Source organism: Lysobacter sp. F60174L2 (assembly GCF_052547135.1).
Map to the genome: position 1 here is coordinate 823,170 of NZ_JBQWRA010000001.1, position 20,540 is coordinate 843,709.

Genomic DNA, 20,540 nt, shown 5'->3' on the forward strand with positions numbered 1-20,540 from the left:
CCCGGGCCGGTCCCGCGCGAGACTGCACCCGTCGAAAAGAACAACCCCACTGGAGCAAACCGATGATCCGCAAGCTTTCCCTCGCTGCCGTGCTTGGTGCCGTGGCCCTGCCGGCGATGTTCATGGCCAGTCCGGCCAATGCCGCCACCTGCAGTGCGACGGTCGAGAGCACCGACGCGATGAAGTTCACCACCAGCGAGCTGGTCGTACCGGCGTCGTGCAAGGACTTCACCGTCACCCTCAAGCACATCGGCCAGTTGCCCAAGACCGTGATGGGCCACAACTTCGTGGTCGGCAAGAGCGCCGACATCGCCGGCATCAACGCCGACGGCATGAAGGCCGGCGGTGCCGCCAACTACGTCAAGGCCGGCGACAGCCGCGTGATCGCCGCCAGCAAGGTCATCGGCGGCGGCGAGTCGACCACGGTCAAGATCCCGGTCGCCAAGCTCAAGGCCGGCGAGCAGTACAACTTCGTCTGCACCTTCCCGGGGCATTCCGCGATCATGAAGGGCACGCTGAAGCTCGGCAGCTGACCGCCCACGCGCCGGCCTGCCGGCAACCGCAAACGGCGGCGACCGATGGAGAATCGGCCGCCGCTTTTTCTTTATCCCCCGGCCTTTGCTGAATGCGGCGCGGTTGACGGCAGTCAAGGCGGGGCTCCCGGCCCGCACCTAGCCTGTACCGCATGACGACCACCCCCGCCTTCGATACCGAGCTGCTGCGCCGCTACGACCGGCCCGGCCCGCGCTACACGTCCTACCCGACCGCGCCGCAGTTCAGCAGTGCGTTCGGCGAGGCGCAGCTGCGCGAGGCGGCGACGGCCAGCAACGGCGACCCGATCCCGCGCCGATTGTCGCTGTACGTGCACGTGCCGTTCTGCATGAGCCCGTGCTTCTACTGCGGCTGCAACCGCATCATCACCCGCGATCTCGCCCGCGGCGAAACCTACCTGGTGCGTCTGTACCGCGAGATCGCGATGATGGCGGAGCTGTTCGACCGCGACCGCGAGGTGATCCAGTTGCACTTCGGCGGCGGCACGCCCAACTTCCTGTCGCCGGCGCAGTTGGCCGACGTGGTCGACAGCCTGCGCAGCCACTTCCGCTTCTCCGACTCGCGCAAGCGCGACCTGTCGATCGAACTCGACCCGCGTTTCGTCAAGCCGGCCGACGTCGCCGAACTGGCGGCGATCGGCTTCAACCGCGCCAGCCTCGGGGTGCAGGATTTCGACCCCGCGGTGCAGCAGGCGGTCAACCGCATCCAGTCGGTCGAGGAGACCGTCGCGATCATCGACGCCTGCCGCGACAACGGCATGCGCTCGGTCAACGTCGACCTGATCTACGGCTTGCCGAAACAATCCCACATCGGCTTCGCACGCACGCTCGACACCGTGGTCGCGGCCCGGCCGGACCGGCTGGCGGTCTACAGCTACGCGCACCTGCCGGAGCTGTTCAAGGCGCAGGGCCGGATCAATGCCGAAGACCTGCCGTCGGCCAGCGAAAAGCTCGGCCTGCTGCAGCTGGCGATCGAGAAGCTCACCGTCGCCGGCTATGTCTACATCGGCATGGACCACTTCGCCCTGCCCGACGACGACCTCGCCACCGCCCAGCAGCGCGGCGGCCTGCACCGCAACTTCATGGGCTACACCACCCATGCCGACACCGACCTGGTCGGGCTCGGCGTCAGTGCGATAAGCCACATCGGCGACAGCTTCAGCCAGAACCCGCGCGACCTGCCGAGCTGGCAGATCGCGCTCGACGAAGGCCGGCTGCCGGTGTTCCGTGGCATGCGCCTGAACGAGGACGACCAGCTGCGCGCCGACCTGATCCAGCGCCTGATGTGCCAGGGCGAGATCCCGATCGGCGCGCTGGAGCGGCGCTACCTGATCGATTTCCGCGACTATTTCGCCGACGCGCTGGAGCGCCTGCAGCCGCTGATCGACGACGGCCTGGCGCGGATCGAGCCGGACCGGATCATCGCGACCTCGCGCGGGCGCCTGCTGCTGCGTAACATGGCGATGTGCTTCGACCATTACCTACACACGCCGGGCCCCGCCCGACCCGCCGACACCACCACGCCGCGCTTCTCCCGCGCGATCTGAGGGTTGCATGGAAGCCGGCATGAAGCCGACCGTGTTCCCGCGGCAGGACGAGCGCACGCTCGCCGACGACGGTGACCGGCTGAATTTCTGCTCGACCTGCGCGTTCTCGCAGGCGTGCCTCGACGAAGGCATGGACAAGGGCGGCCTGCACGACCTGCACATGCTGGTCGAGCACGTCGGCCCGTTCCACGCCGGCGAGCACATCTTCCGCGAAGGCGACCCGTTCGAGGCGATCGCCGCGGTCCGCGCCGGCACGGTCAAGACCTACGTGATCGACCGCGACGGCCGCGAGCACGTGCTCGGCTTCCACCTGCCCGGCGAGGTGATCGGCCTGGACGGCATCGACGGCGACCGCTACCCGTGCAACGCGGTCGCGCTCGACACCGCGATGCTGTGCCGGTTCTCGTTCCCGAAGATCTCGGTGCTGGCTGCGCAGTTGCCCGGCCTGCAGCGCCACCTGTTCCGCCTGCTCAGCCGCGACATCGGTCGCGCCGCGTTGCTGGCCGGCGACTGGACCGCCGACCAGCGCATGGCGGCGTTCCTGGTCGGGCTGTCGCGGCGGCTGGCTGCGCGCGGTTTCTCGCCCAACCGCTTCCAGCTGACGATGGCGCGAACCGACATCGCCAACTACCTGCGCCTTGCGCCGGAAACCGTCAGCCGCGTGCTGCGGCGGTTCCAGCAGGACGGCCTGCTGCAGGTCGACCGCCGCGAGCTCGAGCTGGTCGGTCGCGAGCGCCTGGAAGCGCTCGCCGAGCCCGTCCTGCGGGTCTAGTCCCGCTATCCGCGTTCACGCGTCCATAACATCCGGCAACGCAGATTCGGGCCAGGGCGAAAGCTGAACCCTGGCAATACCGGACCTGAACCATCGGGGACTTGACTCATGTCAGGTCGCTTCGGCGCGCCTCCGCACAGACTGCGCGCACCTTCATGGGAGACCCGGATACATGGATACGACGAGGCGGTTATGGCTGGGGCTGGGTGCCCTGCTGATCGTGAGCTTCGGCATCATGCTGTGGATCGGTCGCGATCTTTACCAGACCGCGCCGCCGATCCCGCAGCAGGTGGTCAGCGAAAGCGGCCAGGTGCTGTACACCCGCGACGACATCGACACCGGCCGGCAGGTCTGGCAGAGCATCGGCGGCCACCAGAACGGCTCGATCTGGGGCCACGGCGCCCTGCTCGCCCCGGACTGGTCGGCCGAATGGCTGCACCGCGAGGCGGTGGCGATGCTCGACGCACGCGCCCGCGCGGAGTTCGGCAGCACCTACGAGGAACTGGAAGCACCCGAGCAGGCGCGGCTGGAGCAGCAGATCCGGCCGCAGCTGCGCAGCAACACCTACGACCCGCAGACCGGCACGATCACCGTCTCCGACGAGCGCGCGCAGGCGATCTCGCAGGTGGCCGCGCACTACATGAGCGTGTTCTCCAACGACCCGGCCACCACGGACCTGCGCGAGGCCTACGCCCTGCGCGAGAACCCGGTGCCGGACATGGAGCACCGCCGGCAGATGACCGCGTTCTTCTTCTGGGCCGCGTGGGCGACGGTCACCGAACGGCTGGATGACGACACCGGCCTGTCGTACACCCACAACTTCCCGCACGAGCCGCTGGTGGGCAACAAGCCCAGCGCCAGCAGCTTCATGTGGTCGATGTTCTCGATCCTGTTCATGATCGCCGGCATCGCCCTGCTCGCCTGGCACTACGCGGTCTGGCATGCGAAGGAGCCGAAGATCGAGCCGCCGCTGAAGGACCCGTCGCTGAGCATCGTGGTGACGCCGTCGATGCGCGCGGTCGGCAAGTATTTCTGGCTGGTGATGGCGCTGTTCCTGACCCAGATCCTGCTCGGCGCGACCACCGCGCACTACCAGGTCGAAGGCCAGGAGGCCTACGGCCTGGCGCTGGCCGACTTCCTGCCTTACGCGCTCACGCGCACGTGGCATACACAGCTGGCGATCCTGTGGATCGCGACCGCGTGGCTGGCCACCGGCCTTTATCTCGCCCCGGCGATGTCCGGGCATGAACCGAAGTTCCAGCGCCTCGGCGTCAACTTCCTGTTCGTGTGCCTGATCGTGATCGTGGTCGGCGCGTTCGCCGGCCAGTGGTTCGCGGTGATGCAGACGCTCGGGCTGGAGCACAACTTCTGGTTCGGCCACCAGGGCTGGGAATACACCGACATCGGCCGCTTCTGGCAGATCTTCCTGTTCATCGGCCTGCTGCTGTGGCTGCTGCTGATGGGCCGGGCGCTGTGGCCGGCGCTGCGTGCGAAGACCGAGACCACCTCGATCTCCGGCTTGTTCTTCCTGTCCACCGTGGCCATCGCGCTGCTGTACGCGGCAGGCCTGATGTGGCGCGAGGACACCCACATCTCGATCATCACCTACTGGCGCTTCTGGATCGTGCACCTGTGGGTGGAAGGCTTCTTCGAGGTGTTCGCGGTCGCGGTGATCAGCTTCATCTTCGTCAAGCTGGGGCTGGTGCGCGGCAAGTCGGCGACCATCAACGTGCTGTTCGCCACCATCGTGTTCATGGCCGGTGGCGTGCTCGGCATGTTCCACCACCTGTACTTCGCGGGTGTCACCACCGGCATCATCGCGCTGGGTGCGAGTATCTCCGCGCTTGAAGTGGTGCCGCTGGCGCTGATCGGCCTGGAGGCCTACGACACCTGGAAGAACGGCCGCGCCACGCCATGGATGCAACGCTACAAGTGGCCGATCCTGTTCTTCATCGCGGTCAGCTTCTGGAACCTGGTGGGCGCCGGCCTGCTCGGCTTCCTGATCAACACCCCGCTGGCGCTCTACTACATGCAGGGCACCAACCTGACCGCGGCCCACGGCCACACCGCGCTGTTCGGCGTCTACGGCATGCTCGGCATCGGCCTGATGCTGTACTGCCTGCGCGGCATGCGGCCGGAGCGTCGCTGGATCAACGGCCTGCTCAGCGGCGCGTTCTGGAGCTTCAACATCGGCCTGGCGCTGATGACGGTGCTGACCCTGCTGCCGATGGGCGTGCTGCAGCTCGAAGCCAACCTGACCCACGGCTACTGGTATGCACGCTCGGCGGAGTTCATGAACCGCGCGATCATCGACGTGCTGGTATGGCTGCGCGTGCCGGGCGACACCATCCTCGCGGTGGGCGCGTTCCTGGTGGCGCTGTTCGTGATGTCGCTGTGGTTGGGCCCGCGCCCGGTCAGCGAGCCGTCGCGGACGCAGGCGCGACTGGCACGCGAGCAGGGACTCGGCGAGGAAGGTTGATCGCGTCGCGTTCGATGCAAACAGGGGGCGGCTTCGGCCGCCCCTTTTTTTCGCCACGGGCGGATGACCTGGATCAATGCCGCGTCACGCCCGCGCCGCCACACTGACCGCCATGGACATCCAGACCCCGCAAAGTTCACCCCGCCTGCTGGCCGCCGCGCCGCACCGGCTGATGTTCTTCATCGGCTCGACCAACCTGCTGCTGGCGATGGCGTGGTGGGCGGGCTGGCTGGCGTCGACGCGCTGGCCGGCGCTGGCGATGCCGCAGCCGGATGCGTACGCCGGCTGGCTGCATGCGTTCGTCATGCAGTACCAGATGCTGCCGAGCTTCTTCTTCGGTTTCCTGCTGACCACGTTTCCGAAATGGATGGGACAGCCGGACGTCGACCGCTGGCTTTACGCACCGGTCGGCGCGGGCCTGTTCGGCGGCCAGTTGGCGACCCTGCTCGGCGCGGTCGGCTGGGACGCCGGCATCATGGTCGGCCTGCTGATGACGCTCGCCGGATGGCTGGCCGGGCTGCTGATCCTCGGTTCGCTGGTCTGGCGCGACCAGACCCGCAACTGGCACGCGCGCTCGTGCTTCGCGGCGCTGGTGCTGGGCCTGGCCGGCATGCTGTGCTGGGCCGGGTACGTGCTCGGCGCATCGCCGTTGTGGGTATTCGCCAGCATCAAGATCGGCAGCTTCGGGTTGCTGTTGCCGGTGTACCTGACGGTCGCGCACAGGATGTTCCCGTTCTTCGCCAGCCGCGTGGTGCCGGGCTACCAGCAGTGGAAGCCGCTGTGGTTGCTGGCGGCGTTCTGGCCGCTCGCGCTGGTCCACCTGGTGCTTGAACTGTTCCATGCCTACGGCTGGCTGTGGCTGGTCGACGCGCCGTTGCTGGCGCTCACCGCGCTGATGTTGTGGCGCTGGTGGCCGCGTGGCGACAAGCCGGGAATCCTGTCGGTGCTGTTCATCGGCATGGCATGGCTGCCGCTGGCGTTCGCGCTGTACCTCGGGCAGAGCATCGCGTACGACATGACCGGGGTGTACTGGCTCGGCCGCGGCCCGGCGCACGCGCTGTTCGTCGGCTTCTTCGGCAGCGTGCTGGTGGCGATGGTCACCCGCGTGACCCAGGGCCATTCGGGCCGGCCGCTGGTGATGCCGGCGGCGGCGTGGTTCGCGTTCATCGCGATCCAGGTGGTCGCGGCGATCCGGGTCGGTGCCGAGGTGCTGCCCGATTCGATGGCATGGCACGCGGTCGCGGCGATCGGCTGGCTGGTCGCGTTCGCGCCGTGGGTGGTACGGATCGGAAGGATCTACCTGGCGCCACGCGCGGACGGCAAGCCAGGATGACTGCCGGGATCGAAAGCAGCGCACCATCGCGCAACGGCTCGCGACAACAAATGACGGCGCAACGAGAACAGACATCGAGGCAGGCGAACCCATGATCGAGTTCTACCCGCAGATCAAGATGGTCCACATCTTCCTCGCCCTGGGCAGCGGCGCGATCTTCGCCCTGCGCGGCGCCGGCGTGCTGGCCAACATGCGCTGGCCGCACTGGCTGGTGGTGCGCTGGACCAGCTACGCGGTCGACACGTCGCTGCTGACCGCGGCGCTGATGCTGCTGACCATCCTGCCCGGCGCGATGTTTTCCAACGGCTGGCTGACGGCGAAGCTGGTGCTGCTGGTGGTCTACATCGTGCTTGGCGTGTTCGCGATCAAGCGCGCGCGCACCCGGGCAGCGAAGGCGGTCTGCTACGTCGCCGCGCTGGCGACCTTCGGCATGGTCTACAGCATCGCCCGCGCGCATCATCCGTTGGGGTTCCTGCATGGCCTGCTCGGCTGACGCACTGCTGCCGGCGGCCACCGGGACCGACCGGCCCTGGCTGGACGCGCTGTTCCTCGGTCCGTACGGCGAGAACGATGCGTTGCTGGAGAGGCTCGTCGTCGAGTTCCTGCGCGACCACGTCTACTGGCGCCGCAACTTCCACCCCGAAGACCCGCCGGCGATCCCGACCCACGCCGCGCGCCTGCCCGAATACCAGGCGTTCGAGGCGCGGCTGCGGCGCGAGCTGCACCAGCTGTCGGCCTCGCTCAAGCGCTCGGTACCGTTCCACAGCCCGCGCTACATCGGCCACATGGCCTCCGACCTGCTGCTGCCGGGGCTGGCCGCGCAGATCCTGACCCTGCCCTACAACCCCAACAACGTCAGCGAGGACGCCGCGCCGGTCACGATCGACCTGGAGGTGCAGGTCGGACTGCAGCTGGCGCGGATGCTCGGCTATCCCGACAACACCGCGCGGCCGGATTGCGCGTTCGGCCACCTGACTTCCGGCGGCACCGTCGCCAACTACCAGGCGTTGCGCCTGGCGCTGGCGCTGAAGGCGTTCCCGGTCGCGTTGCGCGCCGCCGGTGTGCCCGGCATCGGCGTGCCCGACGACGACTGGACCGCGTTCAACCTCGGCCCCGACGCCGGCATCGCCCTGCTCGATCGGGCCAACACTTGGCTTGCCGCGCAGCCGGTGCGCGAACAGCGCCGCTGGGTCCGGGCGGTGCAGGCGCAGCGGCTCGAAACCCTCGGCATGGTCGACTTCTTCGCCCGCCATCCCGGGCTGAAGGTCCCGAAGGTGCTCGCGCCGATCACCGCGCACTACTCGTGGAGCAAGGGTCTTAAGCTGCTCGGCCTCGGGCGCGCGCAACTGGAGCTGCTGCCCGAGCGCGGCATGCGGCTGGACGCGGATGCGCTGGAGGCCACGCTGGAGCGCTGCGAACGCGAGCGCCAGCCGGTGCTGATGGCGGTCGCGGTGCTCGGCACTACCGAATACGGCACGGTCGACCCGGTCGATGCGGTGGTCGATGCGCGCGACCGCTGGACCGCGCGCGGACTCGGCTTCAGCGTGCATGTCGACGGCGCCTGGGGCGGCTACCTGGCGACACTTTTCCGCAACCCCGATGGCAGCCTGCGCCCGATCGAAGAAGTCGGCGAAGGCTTTGAACGCTTCCCGCTGCCGGAAGTGCATGCCGCGTTCGCCGCGCTCGGGCGCACCGATTCGGTCACGGTCGACCCGCACAAGCTCGGCTACCTGCCGTACGGCTCCGGCGCCTTCATCTGTCGCGACCACCGCGCCACCGCGCTACTGGCGGAGGCGGCGGACTACGTGTTCCACGACAGCGTGCCGGGACAGAGCAGGGACGACAACTACCTCGCGCGCTACCGCCGGCTCGGCCAGTTCGTGCCCGAGGGTTCCAAGTCCGGCGCCGCCGCGGCTGCGGTGTATGTCACCCACAAGGTGCTGCCGCTCGACCACCAGCACTTCGGCCGGCTGCCGCGGCAGACCGTGCTCGCCGCCGAGGCGTTCCACGCGGGCAGCGCGCGCCTGGCCGCCGCGGTCGAAAGCGTGGCGCGGGTCGCGGTGCCGTTCGCGCCCGACAGCAACCTGGTGTGCCTGGCGATCAACCCGGCGGGCAACACCGACCTCGCGGTCGCCAACGCGTTCGTGCGCACGCTCCACGACGAGCTGCGCAGCGACCCGCGCCAGCCGCTGCAGCTCAAACAGTTCTTCGGCTCGATGACCACGCTGCGACCGGAAGCGGTCGGCGAGGTCGAGATGGCGCGCATCCTGTCGATGATCGGGATCGACCCGCTGACGCTCGATCCCGACGGTGATGGCAACGACAAGCTCGTGATCCTGCGCCACACCCTGATGAACCCGTACCTGATCGACCACACCAACAACATCAGCTACATCGATCTCTACCTCGACCATCTCGGCCGGCGCATCCGCGCGCTGCTTGCGCCATGAGTGCCGCGGCCGACGGCGCGCCGCGCGACTGGACCATCGATGCGCTCGCAACGCTGCGCCGCGAAGCCGCGCGCTCGGCCGACACCCACCTGCTGCGACTGGCGTTCCCGGGTTTTCCCGGGATCGACTTCTACTTCAAGGACGAGGCCGCGCATCCGACCGGCAGTCTCAAGCACCGCCTCGCGCGCTCGCTGTACCTGTACGCGCTGTGCAACGGCCGGCTGCGCCCGGGCCAGCGGGTGGTCGATGCGTCGTCGGGCAGCACCGCGATCTCCGAGGCCTGGTTCGCGCGCCTGCTCGGACTGGAGTTCACCGCGGTCATGCCCACCTGCACCGCGCCGCGCAAGATCGCCGACGTGCAGGCGCTCGGCGGCCACTGCGACCTCGTCGACGACGCGTCGCAGGTGTACGAACGCGCCGCGTGGCATGCCGCCGACGGTGCCTGCCACCTCGACCAGTTCGGCCTGGCCGAGCGCGCGACCGACTGGCGCGGCAACAACAACATCGCCGAGTCGATCATCGGCCAGCTGGCCGACGAGCCGCACCCGCATCCGGCGTGGATCGTCTGCGGCGCCGGCACCGGCGGCACCTCGGCGACGATCGGCCGCTACCTGCGCTATCGCGGGCTGCATACGCGGCTGTGCGTGGCCGAACCGACCGGGGCAGCGTTTGCCCGCGGGTGGCGTTCGCGCGATCGCGATGCGGTTGCGAGCCAGGCCACCGTGATCGAAGGCATCGGGCGACCGCGGGTCGAACCGGGCTTCCTGTTCGATATCGTCGACGAGGTGGTCGAAGTGCCCGACACCGCCTCGATCGCCGCGATGCGCCTGCTGGAGCAACACCTCGGCCGCCGCTACGGCGGCTCGTCCGGCACCAACCTGGTCGCCTGCCTGCAACTGGCCGCGCGCATGCGCGAGCGCGGCGAGACCGGCAGCATCGTCAGCCTGCTGTGCGATCCCGGCGAACGCTACGACCGCACGCTGTACGACCCGCAATGGCTGGCACGCAACGGGCTGGATCCCGCGCTGGCGGAGGTGGCGTTGCGCGGGGTCATTGCCAGCGGCGACTGGCGGCAGATGTCCTGACGCGCTTGACCGACGTCAACGCCACATCGCCGACCCGCGACGATGCTGTCGCGTCCCTCCAGCCGCGACTCATCCGATGGCCGACCACGACCTCCGCTCGTTCCTCACCCGCCTTGAACGCAGCGGTCAACTGCAACGTGTCACGGCCCCGGTCGACCCCGAACTCGAATCCACGGCGCTGTGCCTGCGCGCCCTGCGCGAGGGCGGCCCGGCGCTGCTGATGGAACAGCCGATCGGCAGCAATCATGCGTTGCTCGGCAACCTGTTCGGCCACCGCGACCGGATCGAAGCGGCACTCGCCGGACGACCGCTGGCGAGCCTGCGCGAACTCGGTGAACTGCTCGCGGCGATCCGCGAGCCGCGCTGGCCATCCAGCTTGCGCCAGGCGCTGTCGAGCTGGCCCGAACTGGCGCAACTCGCCCACGTCGCCCCGCGCCGCGTGCATGAAACCGCATTCAACGACGAGGTGCTCGGCCCCGGCGAGATCGACCTGGCGCGCCTGCCGATCCAGCGCTGCTGGCCGGGCGATGCCGGCCGCCTTATCACGCTCGGCCTGGTGATCACCCGCGGCACGCGCAAGCCGCGGCAGAACATCGGCATCTATCGCATGCAGGTGATCGGCCCGGACCGGGTGATCATGCGCTGGTTGCCGCACCGCGGCGGCGCGCTCGACTACGCCGACTTCCGTGCGTCGTGCCCCGACAAGCCGTTCCCGGTGCTGGTCGCGATCGGCGTCGACCCGTGCACCACCCTCGCCGCGGTCGCGCCGGTGCCCGACACGTTGTCGGAATTCGAGTTCGCCGGCCTGCTGCGCGGCGAGCGCACCCGCGTCTGGCACAGCGAGCGCACCGGGCTGGACGCGCCGGCCGGTGCCGAGATCCTGATCGAGGGCGTGATCCACCCCGGCGATACCGCGCTGGAAGGTCCGTTCGGCGACCACACCGGCTACTACAACGCGGCCGACCACTTCCCGGTACTGACGATCGAACGCCTGCACCTGCGCCGCGGCGCGATCTACCAGGGCAGCTACATGGGACGCGCGCCGCATGACGAACCCTCGATACTGGCGATGGCACTCAACGAGGTGTTCGTGCCGTTGCTGCGGAAAGTCTTTCCGGAAATCGTCGACTTCTTCCTGCCGCCGGAGGCCTGTTCCTACCGCATCGCGGTGGTGTCTATCCGCAAGCAGTACGCCGGCCACGCGCGGCGGATGATGATGGGCGTGTGGTCGTACCTGCGGCAGTTCACTTACACCAAGTTCGTGATCGTGGTCGACGACGACATCGACGCGCGCGACTGGTCGCAGGTGCTGTGGGCGATCTCGACCCGCGTGGACCCGGCGCGCGACACGATGCTGGTCGAGAACACCCCGATCGACTACCTCGACTTCGCCAGCCCGGTCGCCGGCATCGGCTCCAAGCTCGGCATCGACGCCACCGGCAAGTGGCCCGGCGAGACCACGCGCGCATGGAGCCAGCCGATCGTGTCCGATCCCGCGGTGGAGGATCGTGTGGATGCGTTGTGGGCCACGCTGCGGGGCAGGACGCCCACCGGCGTGCCGGACTGACCCGGACTGGCCGAACGCAGCTGCCTTTCGTCCGAATCCGCTCCGCACCGCATCCGTTTCACGCGCAGGCTTGACTCCCGTCAATCAGCGCGCGTGGGCGCGCTCCTATCGTCCGCACAACTTTTACGACGGGAACACACCCATGCAAACCCACCGTACGCGCTGGCTCGCCCTGCCCCTGCTGATGCTCTCCATGCAGGTCCTGGCAGACTCCGGCCCCGGCGCCCCGTCCGGCGATGGCGAACCCATCCTCGACCTGCGCTACCGCTACGAGAACATCGATTCCGGCAGCACACCGCACGGTGCCGAAGCCCATACCCTGCGCACCCGCCTGGGCTACCGGACCGGCGAGTGGAACGGCTGGTCGGCGCTGGTCGAGATCGACGACGTCGCCCGCCTGGGCGGGCGCTACAACGACACCCGCAACGGTCGCACCGATCACGCGGTAGTGGCCGACCCCGATGGCGCCGGCGTCAACCAGGCGCTGCTGCGCTACGGCGCCGACCACGGCGAAGTGACCCTCGGTCGCCAACGGATCAACCTGGACAACCAGCGCTTCATCGGAGGCTCGGGCTGGCGCCAGAACGAACAGACCTACGACGGCGCGATGCTGCGGTTCACGCCCACCGGCAAGCTCACCCTGGGCTACGCCTGGATCGCGCAGGTCAACACCGTCTTCGGACCCGACGACGGCCCCTACGCGACAGCGGCCAACCGCGCCGACAGCGGCGGCGACAGCCACCTGCTTCACCTGCGCTACGCGCTTGCACCGTGGCTGGCGGCAACCGCCTACCAGTACCGGCTGGACCTGGAGGATCTGGCCGTCAGCGCCACCGCCCCGGCCGGCTCGCTTTCAGGCAATACCACCGGCCTGCGGGTGGATGGCGCGCTCGACCGCTTCGACTACGTGCTGGAGTACGCCCGGCAGGACGAACGCGGCAGGACCCCGTGGACGCTGGACGGCCGCTACCACCTGGTCGAACTGGGCTACCGGCTTGGCCCGGTGCAATTCAAGGCCGGGCAGGAGGTGCTTGGCGGCGCCGACGGCCCGGGCAACCGCGCGTTCCAGGCCCCGCTGGCCACCAAGCACCAATTCCAGGGCTGGGCCGACATGTTCGGCACCACGCCTGCCGACGGTATCGATGACCGCTACCTCGGGGCAGTCGCCGCGCTCGCCGGTGGTACGTTGCAGGCCTGGTACCACGACTTTCGGGCCGAGCGCGGCGGCGCCTCCTACGGCACCGAGCTCGATCTGTCCTACGCCCACGCGGTCCCGGGAGTGGACGGACTGGGCGGGCTGCTCAAGTACGCGCACTACGACAGCGACAACCCCGCGTTGACGGCGGACACCCGGAAGGTCTGGCTGCAACTGCAATACATCTACTGAGCCATCCGTCGTGGGATCGAGCCGCCGCCGGCCGGTGCATCCGGCGTCGGCCTGACCCAGGTCAACGACGACGCCGGCGGCCGGGAGCGAGGATGCGGCCTCGTTCCATTGGGGAAGTCCATGCAACTGGTATGTCCCGCCGGCAACCTGCCGGCCCTGCAGGCGGCGGTCGATGCCGGCGCCAACGCGGTCTACGCCGGCTTCCGCGACCAGACCAACGCGCGCGCCTTCCCCGGCCTCAACTTCAGCGACGACGAGCTGCGCGCCGGCATCCGCTACGCACACGCGAAGAACGCGAAGGTCTACCTCGCACTCAACACCTATCCCGACAGCATCCGGCTTGCGCAATGGCATGCCGCGGTCGACAAGGCCGCCGAACTCGGTTGCGACGCGATCATCGCCGCCGAAATGGCGGTGCTCGACTACGCCGCACGGACCCACCCGGCGTTGCCGCGGCATCTGTCGGTGCAGGGCTCGGCCACCACCGGGCCGGCGCTGCAGTACGCCCATGAGCGCTTCGGCGTGGCTCGCGCGGTGCTGCCGCGGGTGCTGTCGATCCAGCAGGTCGAACGGCTGTGCGAAAAGTCGCCGGTGGCGATCGAAGTGTTCGCGTTCGGCAGCCTGTGCATCATGGTCGAGGGCCGCTGCCAGCTGTCGAGCTACGTCACGGGCGCCTCTCCGAACCGCCATGGCGTGTGCTCGCCGGCGAAGTTCGTGCGCTGGGACGAGCTCGACGACGGCAGCCGCACCGCCCGCCTCAACGAGGTGCTGATCGACCGCTTCGAACCCGAGGAACCGGCCGGCTATCCGACCGTGTGCAAGGGACGCTTCGATGTCGGCGGCGAGATCTTCCACGCGCTGGAGGAACCGACCAGCCTCAACACGCTGGAGCTGCTGCCGCGACTGGCGAAGGCCGGCGTCGTGGCGCTGAAGATCGAGGGTCGCCAGCGCGGCGTCGCCTACGTGTCGTCGGTCACCCGCACCTGGCGCGCGGCGATCGACCGGCTCCACGCCGACCCAGCGCACTGGGCGCTGCGCGATGACTGGCAACGCGAGCTGTCGGCCCACGCCGAGGGCCACCAGACCACGCTCGGCCCCTATCACCGCGCATGGCACTGAGGACACGTCGATGAAACTCAGCCTCGGACCCCTGCAGTACTTCTGGCCGCGCGAGCGCACGCTCGCCTTCTACCGCGAGGCCGCCGACTGGCCCCTGGACGTGATCTACCTCGGCGAGACGGTGTGCAGCAAGCGCCGTGAACTGGGCACGAAGGACTGGATCGAACTCGCCACCGAGCTCGCCGGCAGCGGCAAGCAGGTGGTGCTGTCGAGCCTGTCGCTGATCGAGGCCGAATCGGAACTCGGCGTGCTCGCGCGGCTGGTCGAGGAAGGCGGCTGCTGGCTGGAGGCCAACGACCTCTCGGCGGTACAGCTGTGCCGCAGGGCCGGGCTGCCCTTCGTCGCCGGCCCGACCCTCAACGTCTACAACCACCACGCGCTGGCGATGCTGGTCGAGGACGGCCTGCAACGCTGGGTGCCGGGCGTGGAACAGGGCGAGCAGCTGATCCGCGAACTGCGCGACGCGATGCTCGCCGACGGCCGCGCGATGCCGGAACTGGAGGTGATCGCCTGGGGCCGGCTGCCGCTGTCGTTCTCGGCACGCTGCTTCACCGCCCGCGCGCTCGACGTGCCCAAGGACCAGTGCGGCTTCCGCTGCATCGACTACCCCGACGGCATGCCGCTGGCGACCCGCGAAGGCCGGTCGTTCCTGCGCATCAACGGCATCCAGGTGCAGGGCGAGGAAGTCACCGACCTCGGTCCCGAGCTGCCGGCGCTGCGTGCGCTCGGCGTCGACCTGTTGCGCATCTACCCGCAGGCACGGGGCTGCCGCGAGGTGGTCGAACACTTCGACCTGGCCCGTGGCTCGCTGACCGCGCCGCCACGGCTCGGCGCACGCAACGGCTACTGGCACGGCGAGCCGGGCATGCGCCGCGAACACACCGACGCCGCGGAGTCCGCGGCCGGCTGAACCGTGCGCTCGCTGCAATCCGTGGATGGCGCCGGGTCGACGCCATCCACGGTTGCATCCGGACCACTACCGCTCGGCGATTCCGCCGACCACCGCGAAGTCGATCACGATCGCACCGGGCTCGCGCTGGCGGTATTCGATCGACAGCATGTCGCCGTAGCGCTCGCGCAGCTGTGCCAGCAGCGGCAGCGGATCGTGGTCGTTGACGAAGCGCATCGCCTCGCCCGGACGCAGCGCATCGAGCGCGCCGAAGATCGCCGCATGGCGGAACCGCTTGCCGATGCCGCGTGCATCGAACGGATGGAACTGGACGGACAACGGCTGGAACGACGACGGCTGGATGGCGCTCATGGCAAAACCCTGCGTGCTGTGGGACCGACAGCATGCAGCCCCGCGCACGAGCCGCCATTGACCTGGATCAGCCGATCGACACTGCGGCCCGCGTCACCACTGCAGGAAGAACATCGCCTTCGCCAGCACCACGATTGCGACCACGTGCCAGAACACGCTCAGGTGGATGTTGCGGAACGCGTTCGACACCAGTCGCCCACGCCGGCGCAGCGCCATTGCCGTGAGGAAGTGTCCGAACACGCTCAACGCCAGGGTGATCTTGATCGCCAGCAACAACGCGAAGCTGCTCGCCAGCGGATCAGCGAGCGCGGTACGGTGCTGCCACGCCATCGCCAACCCGCTGCCGTAGAGCAGCAGCAATACCCACGGGATCACCTGCCGCGCGCGCGTGCCGATGCCGCCCTCGACCAGGGTCATCACCCGCGCCGGCACGTGCCGGCGCACCCCTTCCAGGATCAACACCTCGAAGAACACCGTGCCGCCGAACGCGACCGCGCCCATCAGGTGCAGCAGTTGCAGGTACGGATAGCTGTGGGCGGGCATGCCTGCATCATCGCGCGCCACGGGCGTGGCGCCGTTGATGCAGGTCAATTGCGCGGCGGTGCGTTAGACCCCCGCAAACACCAGCGTGCCGTTGGTGCCACCGAAGCCGAAGCTGTTCGACATCACCGTCTTCAACTTCGCCTCGCGGCTTTCGCGCAGGACCGGGAAGCCCTCGGCCTTGGGGTCGAGGTTCTCGATGTTGGCGGAGCCGGCCATGAAGCCGCCGCGCATCATCAGCAGGCAATAGATCGCCTCGTGCACGCTGGCCGCGCCGAGCGAGTGGCCGGTCAGCGCCTTGGTCGATGACAGCGGCGGGACGTTGTCGCCGAACACCTCGCGCACCGCGCCCAGTTCGACCACGTCGCCGACCGGGGTCGAGGTGCCGTGGGTGTTGAGGTAGTCGATCGCGCCGACGCCCTGCCCGTCCAGCCCGGCCATCGCCATCTTCATGCAGCGCACCGCGCCCTCGCCGGACGGCGCGACCATGTCGACGCCGTCGGAGGTCACGCCGTAACCCACCAGCTCGGCGATGATGTCGGCGCCGCGCGCCTTGGCGTGCTCGTATTCCTCCAGCGCCAGCATGCCGCCGCCGCCGGCGATGACGAAGCCGTCGCGGTCGACGTCGTACGGACGCGAGGCCGACTCCGGGGTGTCGTTGTGCTTGGTCGACAACGCGCCCATCGCGTCGAACTGCGAGGTCATGCCCCAGTGCAGCTCCTCGCCGCCGCCGGCGAACATCACGTCCTTGACGCCGTGGCGGATCAGGTCCGCGGCCGCGCCGATGCAGTGCGCCGAGGTCGCGCAGGCGGCGGAGATCGAATAGCTCAGCCCGCGGATGCCGAACGCGGTCGACAGCGCCGCCGACACCGTCGAGCCCATCGTGCGCGGCACCATGTACGGGCCGACCTTGCGCACGCCCTTCTCGCGCATCAGGTCGCCGGTGGCGATCTGCCATTCCGGCGAGCCGCCGCCGGAACCGGCGATCAGTCCGCTGCGCTCGCTGCGCACCTGCTCGTCGCTGAGGCCCGCCTGCGCGATCGCGTCGCGCATCGACACATACGCGTAGGCCGCGGCGTCGCCCATGAAGCGCTTGAGCTTGCGGTCGATCTGCTCGACCAGGTCGATCTGCGGCGCGCCGGCGACATGGCTGCGCAGGCCCATCTGCGCGTACTCGGGGATGAAACGGATGCCCGACTTCAGCGCGCGCAGCGAGTCGGTGACGCTCGCCGCGGCATTGCCGATGCACGACACCAGGCCCATGCCGGTAACGACGACGCGGCGCGAGCCGGAACCCGCAGTATTGGTGGCGGCCATGTTCAGAAGCCCTCCGTCGAGGTGAACAAGCCCACTCTAAGGTCGGAGGCCGTGTAGATCTCGCGACCGTCGACCAGCGTGCGGCCGTCGCCGATCACCAGCGCCAGCTTGCCGCGCATTACTCGGCGGATGTCGATCTCGTAGGACACCACCTTGGCGTCCGGCAACACCTGGCCGCTGAACTTGACCTGGCCCACGCCGAGCGCGCGGCCACGACCCGGCTCGCCCAGCCACGGCAGGTAGAACCCGCACAGTTGCCACATCGCGTCGACGCCGAGGCAGCCGGGCATCACCGGGTCGCCTTCGAAGTGGCACTCGAAGAACCACAGGTCGGGACGGATATCCATTTCGGCACGGATCACACCCTTGCCGTACTTGCCGCCTTCGGTGGAGATCTCGGTGATGCGGTCGAACATCAGCATCGGCGGCGCCGGCAGGCGTGCGTTGCCCGGGCCGAACATCTCGCCGCGGGCGCAGGCCAGCAACTGGTCACGGTCGAAGGAAGAGGGTCGATTCATCTGGTCAGGCACAGGCAGTCCGCAGTTTCGCAAAACCCGATTCTGCCGGTTTGCCGGGAAACTTGCGTTGACGCGCGTCAACGCCCCCATCCGTACGCATACGAATGGACTACGCGACACCGGATTCCAGTTGGGCCTTGGGGACTGCATCGTCGCGCCAGTGCGCGCCGACGCTGATCCGGCGACGGGCGGCGGCTTCCATCAGATCCCGCGCCAGCCGGCCCTGCCAACCCGCCTCCGCCAGCGGCGTGACGGCAGCCAGCGCGGACCGCAGGCCATGACCACTGCGCACCGGCCCGACCGCGCGCCACAGCAGGTCATGCACGGCGCCGAGGCCAGCGCCGGACAGTCCCCGCCCCCGCTCGACCAGCACGGTTCCACCTCCCCGGCGGAACGCGCACGCGGACCGGGCCAACCGCGCCCCCAGCCGGCGCCCGGACACCACGCCCTCCAGCAGCGAGTTGCTGGCCAGCCGGTTGGCGCCGTGGACACCGTTGCAGGCGACCTCGCCGACCGCGTACAGGCCTGGCAGCGAGGTGTTGCCGGCGGCGTCGGTGGCAAGCCCGCCCATGTGGAAGTGCGCCGCCGCGGTGACCGGCACCAGAACCGCCGCGGGGTCGATGCCATGCGCCGTGCAGGCCGCCAGCGCGGTCGGGAACTCGCGCTGCCAGTCGATCCCCAGCCCGGTCGAATCCAGCCACGCACCGCCGTTGCAGCCGGCCTGCCAGACCCGGCGCGCGACGACATCGCGCGGCGCGAGGTCGCCCTGCGGATGCAGCCCGGCCATCAGCGGACGGCCGTCCGCGTCCACCAGCCGCGCCCCGCGGCCGCGCAGCGCTTCGGTCAGCAGTGGCAGCGAATGCGTCGGCAGGTCGAGCGCGGTGGGATGGAACTGCACGAACTCGAGGTCGCGCGACCGTGCGCCGGCCGCCAGTGCCAGCGCCAGCCCCGAACCGTCGGCGCCGGCCGGGTTGGTGGTGCGCGCGAACAGCGCGCCGATGCCGCCGGTGGCGAATACCACCGCGTCGGTCACCACCACCTCACCCGCGCCGGCACCGCCAAGCCGCACCCCGACGACCGCGCCGCCGCGCACCAGCAGCCCGTCGACATCGATGCCGCCGCGCCAGCGCACGTGCGGCGCTGTCGCGACCGCATGCGACAACGCCGCGACCACCCGCGCACCGGTCGCATCGCCGCCGGCATGGACGATGCGCGCGAACTGGTGACCGCCCTCGCGTCCCAGTTGCAGCGAACCGCCGTCACCGTCGCGATCGAAGTCGACCCCATGGCCGCGCAACCACTCGATCGCCGCGGGCGCCGCCGCGGCCAGCGCGCGCACCAGCGCGCCGTCGTTGCGGAAGGCACCGGCGAGCAGGGTATCGGCGACATGCGCGCCGATGCTGTCGGCCGGGCCCAGCGCCGCGGCGATGCCGCCCTGCGCCATCGTGCTGGCGGTGTCCTCGCTGCGTTCGCCGCGCCCCAGCAACAGCACCGGTCGCGGCGCGGTGGCGAGCGCGGTGCACAGCCCGGCGATGCCACCACCGACCACTACCAGCGGCGCCGCATGGGTCATCAAACGCGCTCGCGACGGCCGATCGCCAGCATCCGGTCAAGCGCGGCACGCGCACGCACGCGCACCTCCGGTGCGACGAGCACCTCGTGGCGAAGGTCGCGCAAACAGGCGTGGATGTTGGGCAGGGTGATCCGCTTCATGTGCGGGCACAGGTTGCAGGGCTTGATGAACTGCACGTCGGGGAACTGGTTGCGCAGGTTGTCCGCCATCGAGCACTCGGTGATCATCGCCACCCGCGCCGGCTTCTCCTTCGCCAGCCAGCGCCCCATCGCGCTGGTGGAACCGACGAAGTCCGCCTCCGCCAGCACCTCCGGCGAGCACTCCGGATGCGCCACCACCCTGGCGTCGAACTGCTCGCGGGTGTGCCGCACCTGCTGCGCGGTGAACGTCTCATGGACCTCGCAGGTGCCGTTCCACAGCACCAGCTCGACATCGGTCTGTTGCGCGACCCAGCTGCCGAGGTAGCGGTCTGGCAGGAAGATCACCTTGCCCGCGCCAGACTCGGCGGCGATCGCCTCGACCACCTGCACCGCGTTGGCCGACGTGCAGCACGCGTCGGACTCGGCCTTCACCTCGGCCGAGGTGTTGGCGTAGCTGACCACCGGCACGCCGGGGTGCCTGCGCCGCAGCGCACGCACGTCGGCGGCGTTGATCGAGGAGGCCAGCGAGCAGCCGGCTTCCAGGTCGGGGATCAGCACGGTTTTTTCCGGCGCCAGGATCTTCGCGCTCTCGGCCATGAAGTGGACGCCGCACAGCACGATCAGGTCGCTGTCGCAGTCGGCCGCGGCCTGGGCAAGTGCCAGCGAATCACCGGTGATGTCGGCCACGCCGTGGAAGATCTCCGGCGACTGGTAGCTGTGCGCCATGATCACCGCGCCACGCCGCTTCTTGAGCGCGTTGATCGCGTCGATCCACGGCAGGTGCAGCGGCACTTCCAGGCAGGGAATCAGCTGGTCGAGGGTCTGGCGGAGGACGGCGTACTCGTCCTCGAGCCCGTCGCGCCAGCGCGGCGTGGCAAAGGTGTCGGTTGTCATCAGGTTG

18 protein-coding genes are annotated in these 20,540 nt (G+C 69.3%); 12 read left to right on the forward strand and 6 right to left on the reverse strand.

Annotated features, from left to right (window positions below):
• The first annotated feature begins 62 nt into the window (after window positions 1-62).
• From azu to ACT9AS_RS03765, 12 genes are all read left to right on the forward strand, one after another.
• A complete protein-coding gene (gene azu / locus ACT9AS_RS03710; protein WP_445098757.1) occupies window positions 63-533 on the forward strand; it encodes an azurin in 471 nt (156 codons plus the stop codon).
• A 152-nt stretch (window positions 534-685) separates the two neighbouring features.
• Window positions 686-2,098 (forward strand): oxygen-independent coproporphyrinogen III oxidase, encoded by a 1,413-nt coding sequence (gene hemN, locus ACT9AS_RS03715; protein ID WP_445098758.1) that lies wholly within the window; start codon window positions 686-688, stop codon window positions 2,096-2,098.
• 19 nt (window positions 2,099-2,117) lie between these two features.
• Entirely contained in the window at window positions 2,118-2,870 is a 753-nt protein-coding gene (locus tag ACT9AS_RS03720) for a helix-turn-helix domain-containing protein (protein ID WP_445098759.1), read from the forward strand.
• 172 nt (window positions 2,871-3,042) lie between these two features.
• Window positions 3,043-5,349, forward strand: a complete 2,307-nt coding sequence (locus ACT9AS_RS03725) for a cbb3-type cytochrome c oxidase subunit I (RefSeq protein ID WP_445098760.1) — start codon at window positions 3,043-3,045, stop codon at window positions 5,347-5,349.
• 112 nt (window positions 5,350-5,461) lie between these two features.
• Window positions 5,462-6,682 carry an NnrS family protein gene (locus ACT9AS_RS03730; protein ID WP_445098761.1) on the forward strand — a complete coding sequence of 407 codons (1,221 nt, stop codon included), beginning with the start codon at window positions 5,462-5,464 and terminating at the stop codon, window positions 6,680-6,682.
• Window positions 6,683-6,773: 91 nt separating this feature from the next.
• Entirely contained in the window at window positions 6,774-7,175 is a 402-nt protein-coding gene (locus ACT9AS_RS03735) for a SirB2 family protein (RefSeq protein WP_445098762.1), read from the forward strand.
• Entirely contained in the window at window positions 7,159-9,132 is a 1,974-nt protein-coding gene (locus tag ACT9AS_RS03740; protein WP_445098763.1) for a pyridoxal-dependent decarboxylase, read from the forward strand. The genes ACT9AS_RS03735 and ACT9AS_RS03740 overlap by 17 nt, the downstream gene beginning before the upstream one ends.
• On the forward strand, window positions 9,129-10,217 hold the full coding sequence (locus ACT9AS_RS03745; protein WP_445098764.1) for a pyridoxal-phosphate dependent enzyme: 1,089 nt from the start codon (window positions 9,129-9,131) through the stop codon (window positions 10,215-10,217). Before ACT9AS_RS03740 ends, ACT9AS_RS03745 begins: the two co-directional genes overlap by 4 nt.
• A gap of 76 nt (window positions 10,218-10,293) precedes the next feature.
• Window positions 10,294-11,784 (forward strand): UbiD family decarboxylase, encoded by a 1,491-nt coding sequence (locus tag ACT9AS_RS03750; protein WP_445098765.1) that lies wholly within the window; start codon window positions 10,294-10,296, stop codon window positions 11,782-11,784.
• A gap of 142 nt (window positions 11,785-11,926) precedes the next feature.
• Window positions 11,927-13,171, forward strand: a complete 1,245-nt coding sequence (locus ACT9AS_RS03755; protein ID WP_445098766.1) for an alginate export family protein — start codon at window positions 11,927-11,929, stop codon at window positions 13,169-13,171.
• Between the two features lie 120 nt (window positions 13,172-13,291).
• Window positions 13,292-14,290, forward strand: coding sequence for a ubiquinone anaerobic biosynthesis protein UbiU (ubiU, locus tag ACT9AS_RS03760; protein ID WP_445098767.1), 999 nt, complete (start codon window positions 13,292-13,294; stop codon window positions 14,288-14,290).
• 10 nt (window positions 14,291-14,300) lie between these two features.
• Entirely contained in the window at window positions 14,301-15,200 is a 900-nt protein-coding gene (locus tag ACT9AS_RS03765; protein WP_445098768.1) for a U32 family peptidase, read from the forward strand.
• Window positions 15,201-15,266: 66 nt separating this feature from the next.
• Here the strand turns inward: ACT9AS_RS03765 and ACT9AS_RS03770 are convergent, their stop codons facing one another.
• The 6 genes from ACT9AS_RS03770 to nadA form a co-directional block, all read right to left on the reverse strand.
• Entirely contained in the window at window positions 15,267-15,551 is a 285-nt protein-coding gene (locus ACT9AS_RS03770) for a DUF2249 domain-containing protein (protein ID WP_445098769.1), read from the reverse strand.
• A gap of 93 nt (window positions 15,552-15,644) precedes the next feature.
• On the reverse strand, window positions 15,645-16,094 hold the full coding sequence (locus tag ACT9AS_RS03775) for a CopD family copper resistance protein (RefSeq protein ID WP_445098770.1): 450 nt from the start codon (window positions 16,092-16,094) through the stop codon (window positions 15,645-15,647).
• A 63-nt stretch (window positions 16,095-16,157) separates the two neighbouring features.
• Window positions 16,158-17,408, reverse strand: a complete 1,251-nt coding sequence (fabB, locus tag ACT9AS_RS03780) for a beta-ketoacyl-ACP synthase I (protein WP_445098771.1) — start codon at window positions 17,406-17,408, stop codon at window positions 16,158-16,160.
• Window positions 17,409-17,410: 2 nt separating this feature from the next.
• Window positions 17,411-17,926 (reverse strand): 3-hydroxyacyl-[acyl-carrier-protein] dehydratase FabA, encoded by a 516-nt coding sequence (gene fabA, locus ACT9AS_RS03785; protein ID WP_445098772.1) that lies wholly within the window; start codon window positions 17,924-17,926, stop codon window positions 17,411-17,413.
• A 109-nt stretch (window positions 17,927-18,035) separates the two neighbouring features.
• Window positions 18,036-19,499, reverse strand: a complete 1,464-nt coding sequence (locus tag ACT9AS_RS03790) for an FAD-binding protein (protein ID WP_445098773.1) — start codon at window positions 19,497-19,499, stop codon at window positions 18,036-18,038.
• Window positions 19,499-20,533, reverse strand: a complete 1,035-nt coding sequence (gene nadA / locus ACT9AS_RS03795) for a quinolinate synthase NadA (RefSeq protein WP_445098774.1) — start codon at window positions 20,531-20,533, stop codon at window positions 19,499-19,501. Before nadA ends, ACT9AS_RS03790 begins: the two co-directional genes overlap by 1 nt.
• Window positions 20,534-20,540 lie beyond the last annotated feature (7 nt).

Bases quoted from the DNA above. Each gene is read 5' to 3' on its own strand.
- azu (WP_445098757.1), top strand. From the start codon at position 63: ATGATCCGCAAGCTTTCCCTCGCTGCCGTGCTTGGTGCCGTGGCCCTG.
- hemN (WP_445098758.1), top strand. From the start codon at position 686: ATGACGACCACCCCCGCCTTCGATACCGAGCTGCTGCGCCGCTACGAC.
- ACT9AS_RS03720 (WP_445098759.1), top strand. From the start codon at position 2,118: ATGAAGCCGACCGTGTTCCCGCGGCAGGACGAGCGCACGCTCGCCGAC.
- ACT9AS_RS03725 (WP_445098760.1), top strand. From the start codon at position 3,043: ATGGATACGACGAGGCGGTTATGGCTGGGGCTGGGTGCCCTGCTGATC.
- ACT9AS_RS03730 (WP_445098761.1), top strand. From the start codon at position 5,462: ATGGACATCCAGACCCCGCAAAGTTCACCCCGCCTGCTGGCCGCCGCG.
- ACT9AS_RS03735 (WP_445098762.1), top strand. From the start codon at position 6,774: ATGATCGAGTTCTACCCGCAGATCAAGATGGTCCACATCTTCCTCGCC.
- ACT9AS_RS03740 (WP_445098763.1), top strand. From the start codon at position 7,159: ATGGCCTGCTCGGCTGACGCACTGCTGCCGGCGGCCACCGGGACCGAC.
- ACT9AS_RS03745 (WP_445098764.1), top strand. From the start codon at position 9,129: ATGAGTGCCGCGGCCGACGGCGCGCCGCGCGACTGGACCATCGATGCG.
- ACT9AS_RS03750 (WP_445098765.1), top strand. From the start codon at position 10,294: ATGGCCGACCACGACCTCCGCTCGTTCCTCACCCGCCTTGAACGCAGC.
- ACT9AS_RS03755 (WP_445098766.1), top strand. From the start codon at position 11,927: ATGCAAACCCACCGTACGCGCTGGCTCGCCCTGCCCCTGCTGATGCTC.
- ubiU (WP_445098767.1), top strand. From the start codon at position 13,292: ATGCAACTGGTATGTCCCGCCGGCAACCTGCCGGCCCTGCAGGCGGCG.
- ACT9AS_RS03765 (WP_445098768.1), top strand. From the start codon at position 14,301: ATGAAACTCAGCCTCGGACCCCTGCAGTACTTCTGGCCGCGCGAGCGC.
- ACT9AS_RS03770 (WP_445098769.1), bottom strand. From the start codon at position 15,551: ATGAGCGCCATCCAGCCGTCGTCGTTCCAGCCGTTGTCCGTCCAGTTC.
- ACT9AS_RS03775 (WP_445098770.1), bottom strand. From the start codon at position 16,094: ATGCCCGCCCACAGCTATCCGTACCTGCAACTGCTGCACCTGATGGGC.
- fabB (WP_445098771.1), bottom strand. From the start codon at position 17,408: ATGGCCGCCACCAATACTGCGGGTTCCGGCTCGCGCCGCGTCGTCGTT.
- fabA (WP_445098772.1), bottom strand. From the start codon at position 17,926: ATGAATCGACCCTCTTCCTTCGACCGTGACCAGTTGCTGGCCTGCGCC.
- ACT9AS_RS03790 (WP_445098773.1), bottom strand. From the start codon at position 19,499: ATGACCCATGCGGCGCCGCTGGTAGTGGTCGGTGGTGGCATCGCCGGG.
- nadA (WP_445098774.1), bottom strand. From the start codon at position 20,533: ATGACAACCGACACCTTTGCCACGCCGCGCTGGCGCGACGGGCTCGAG.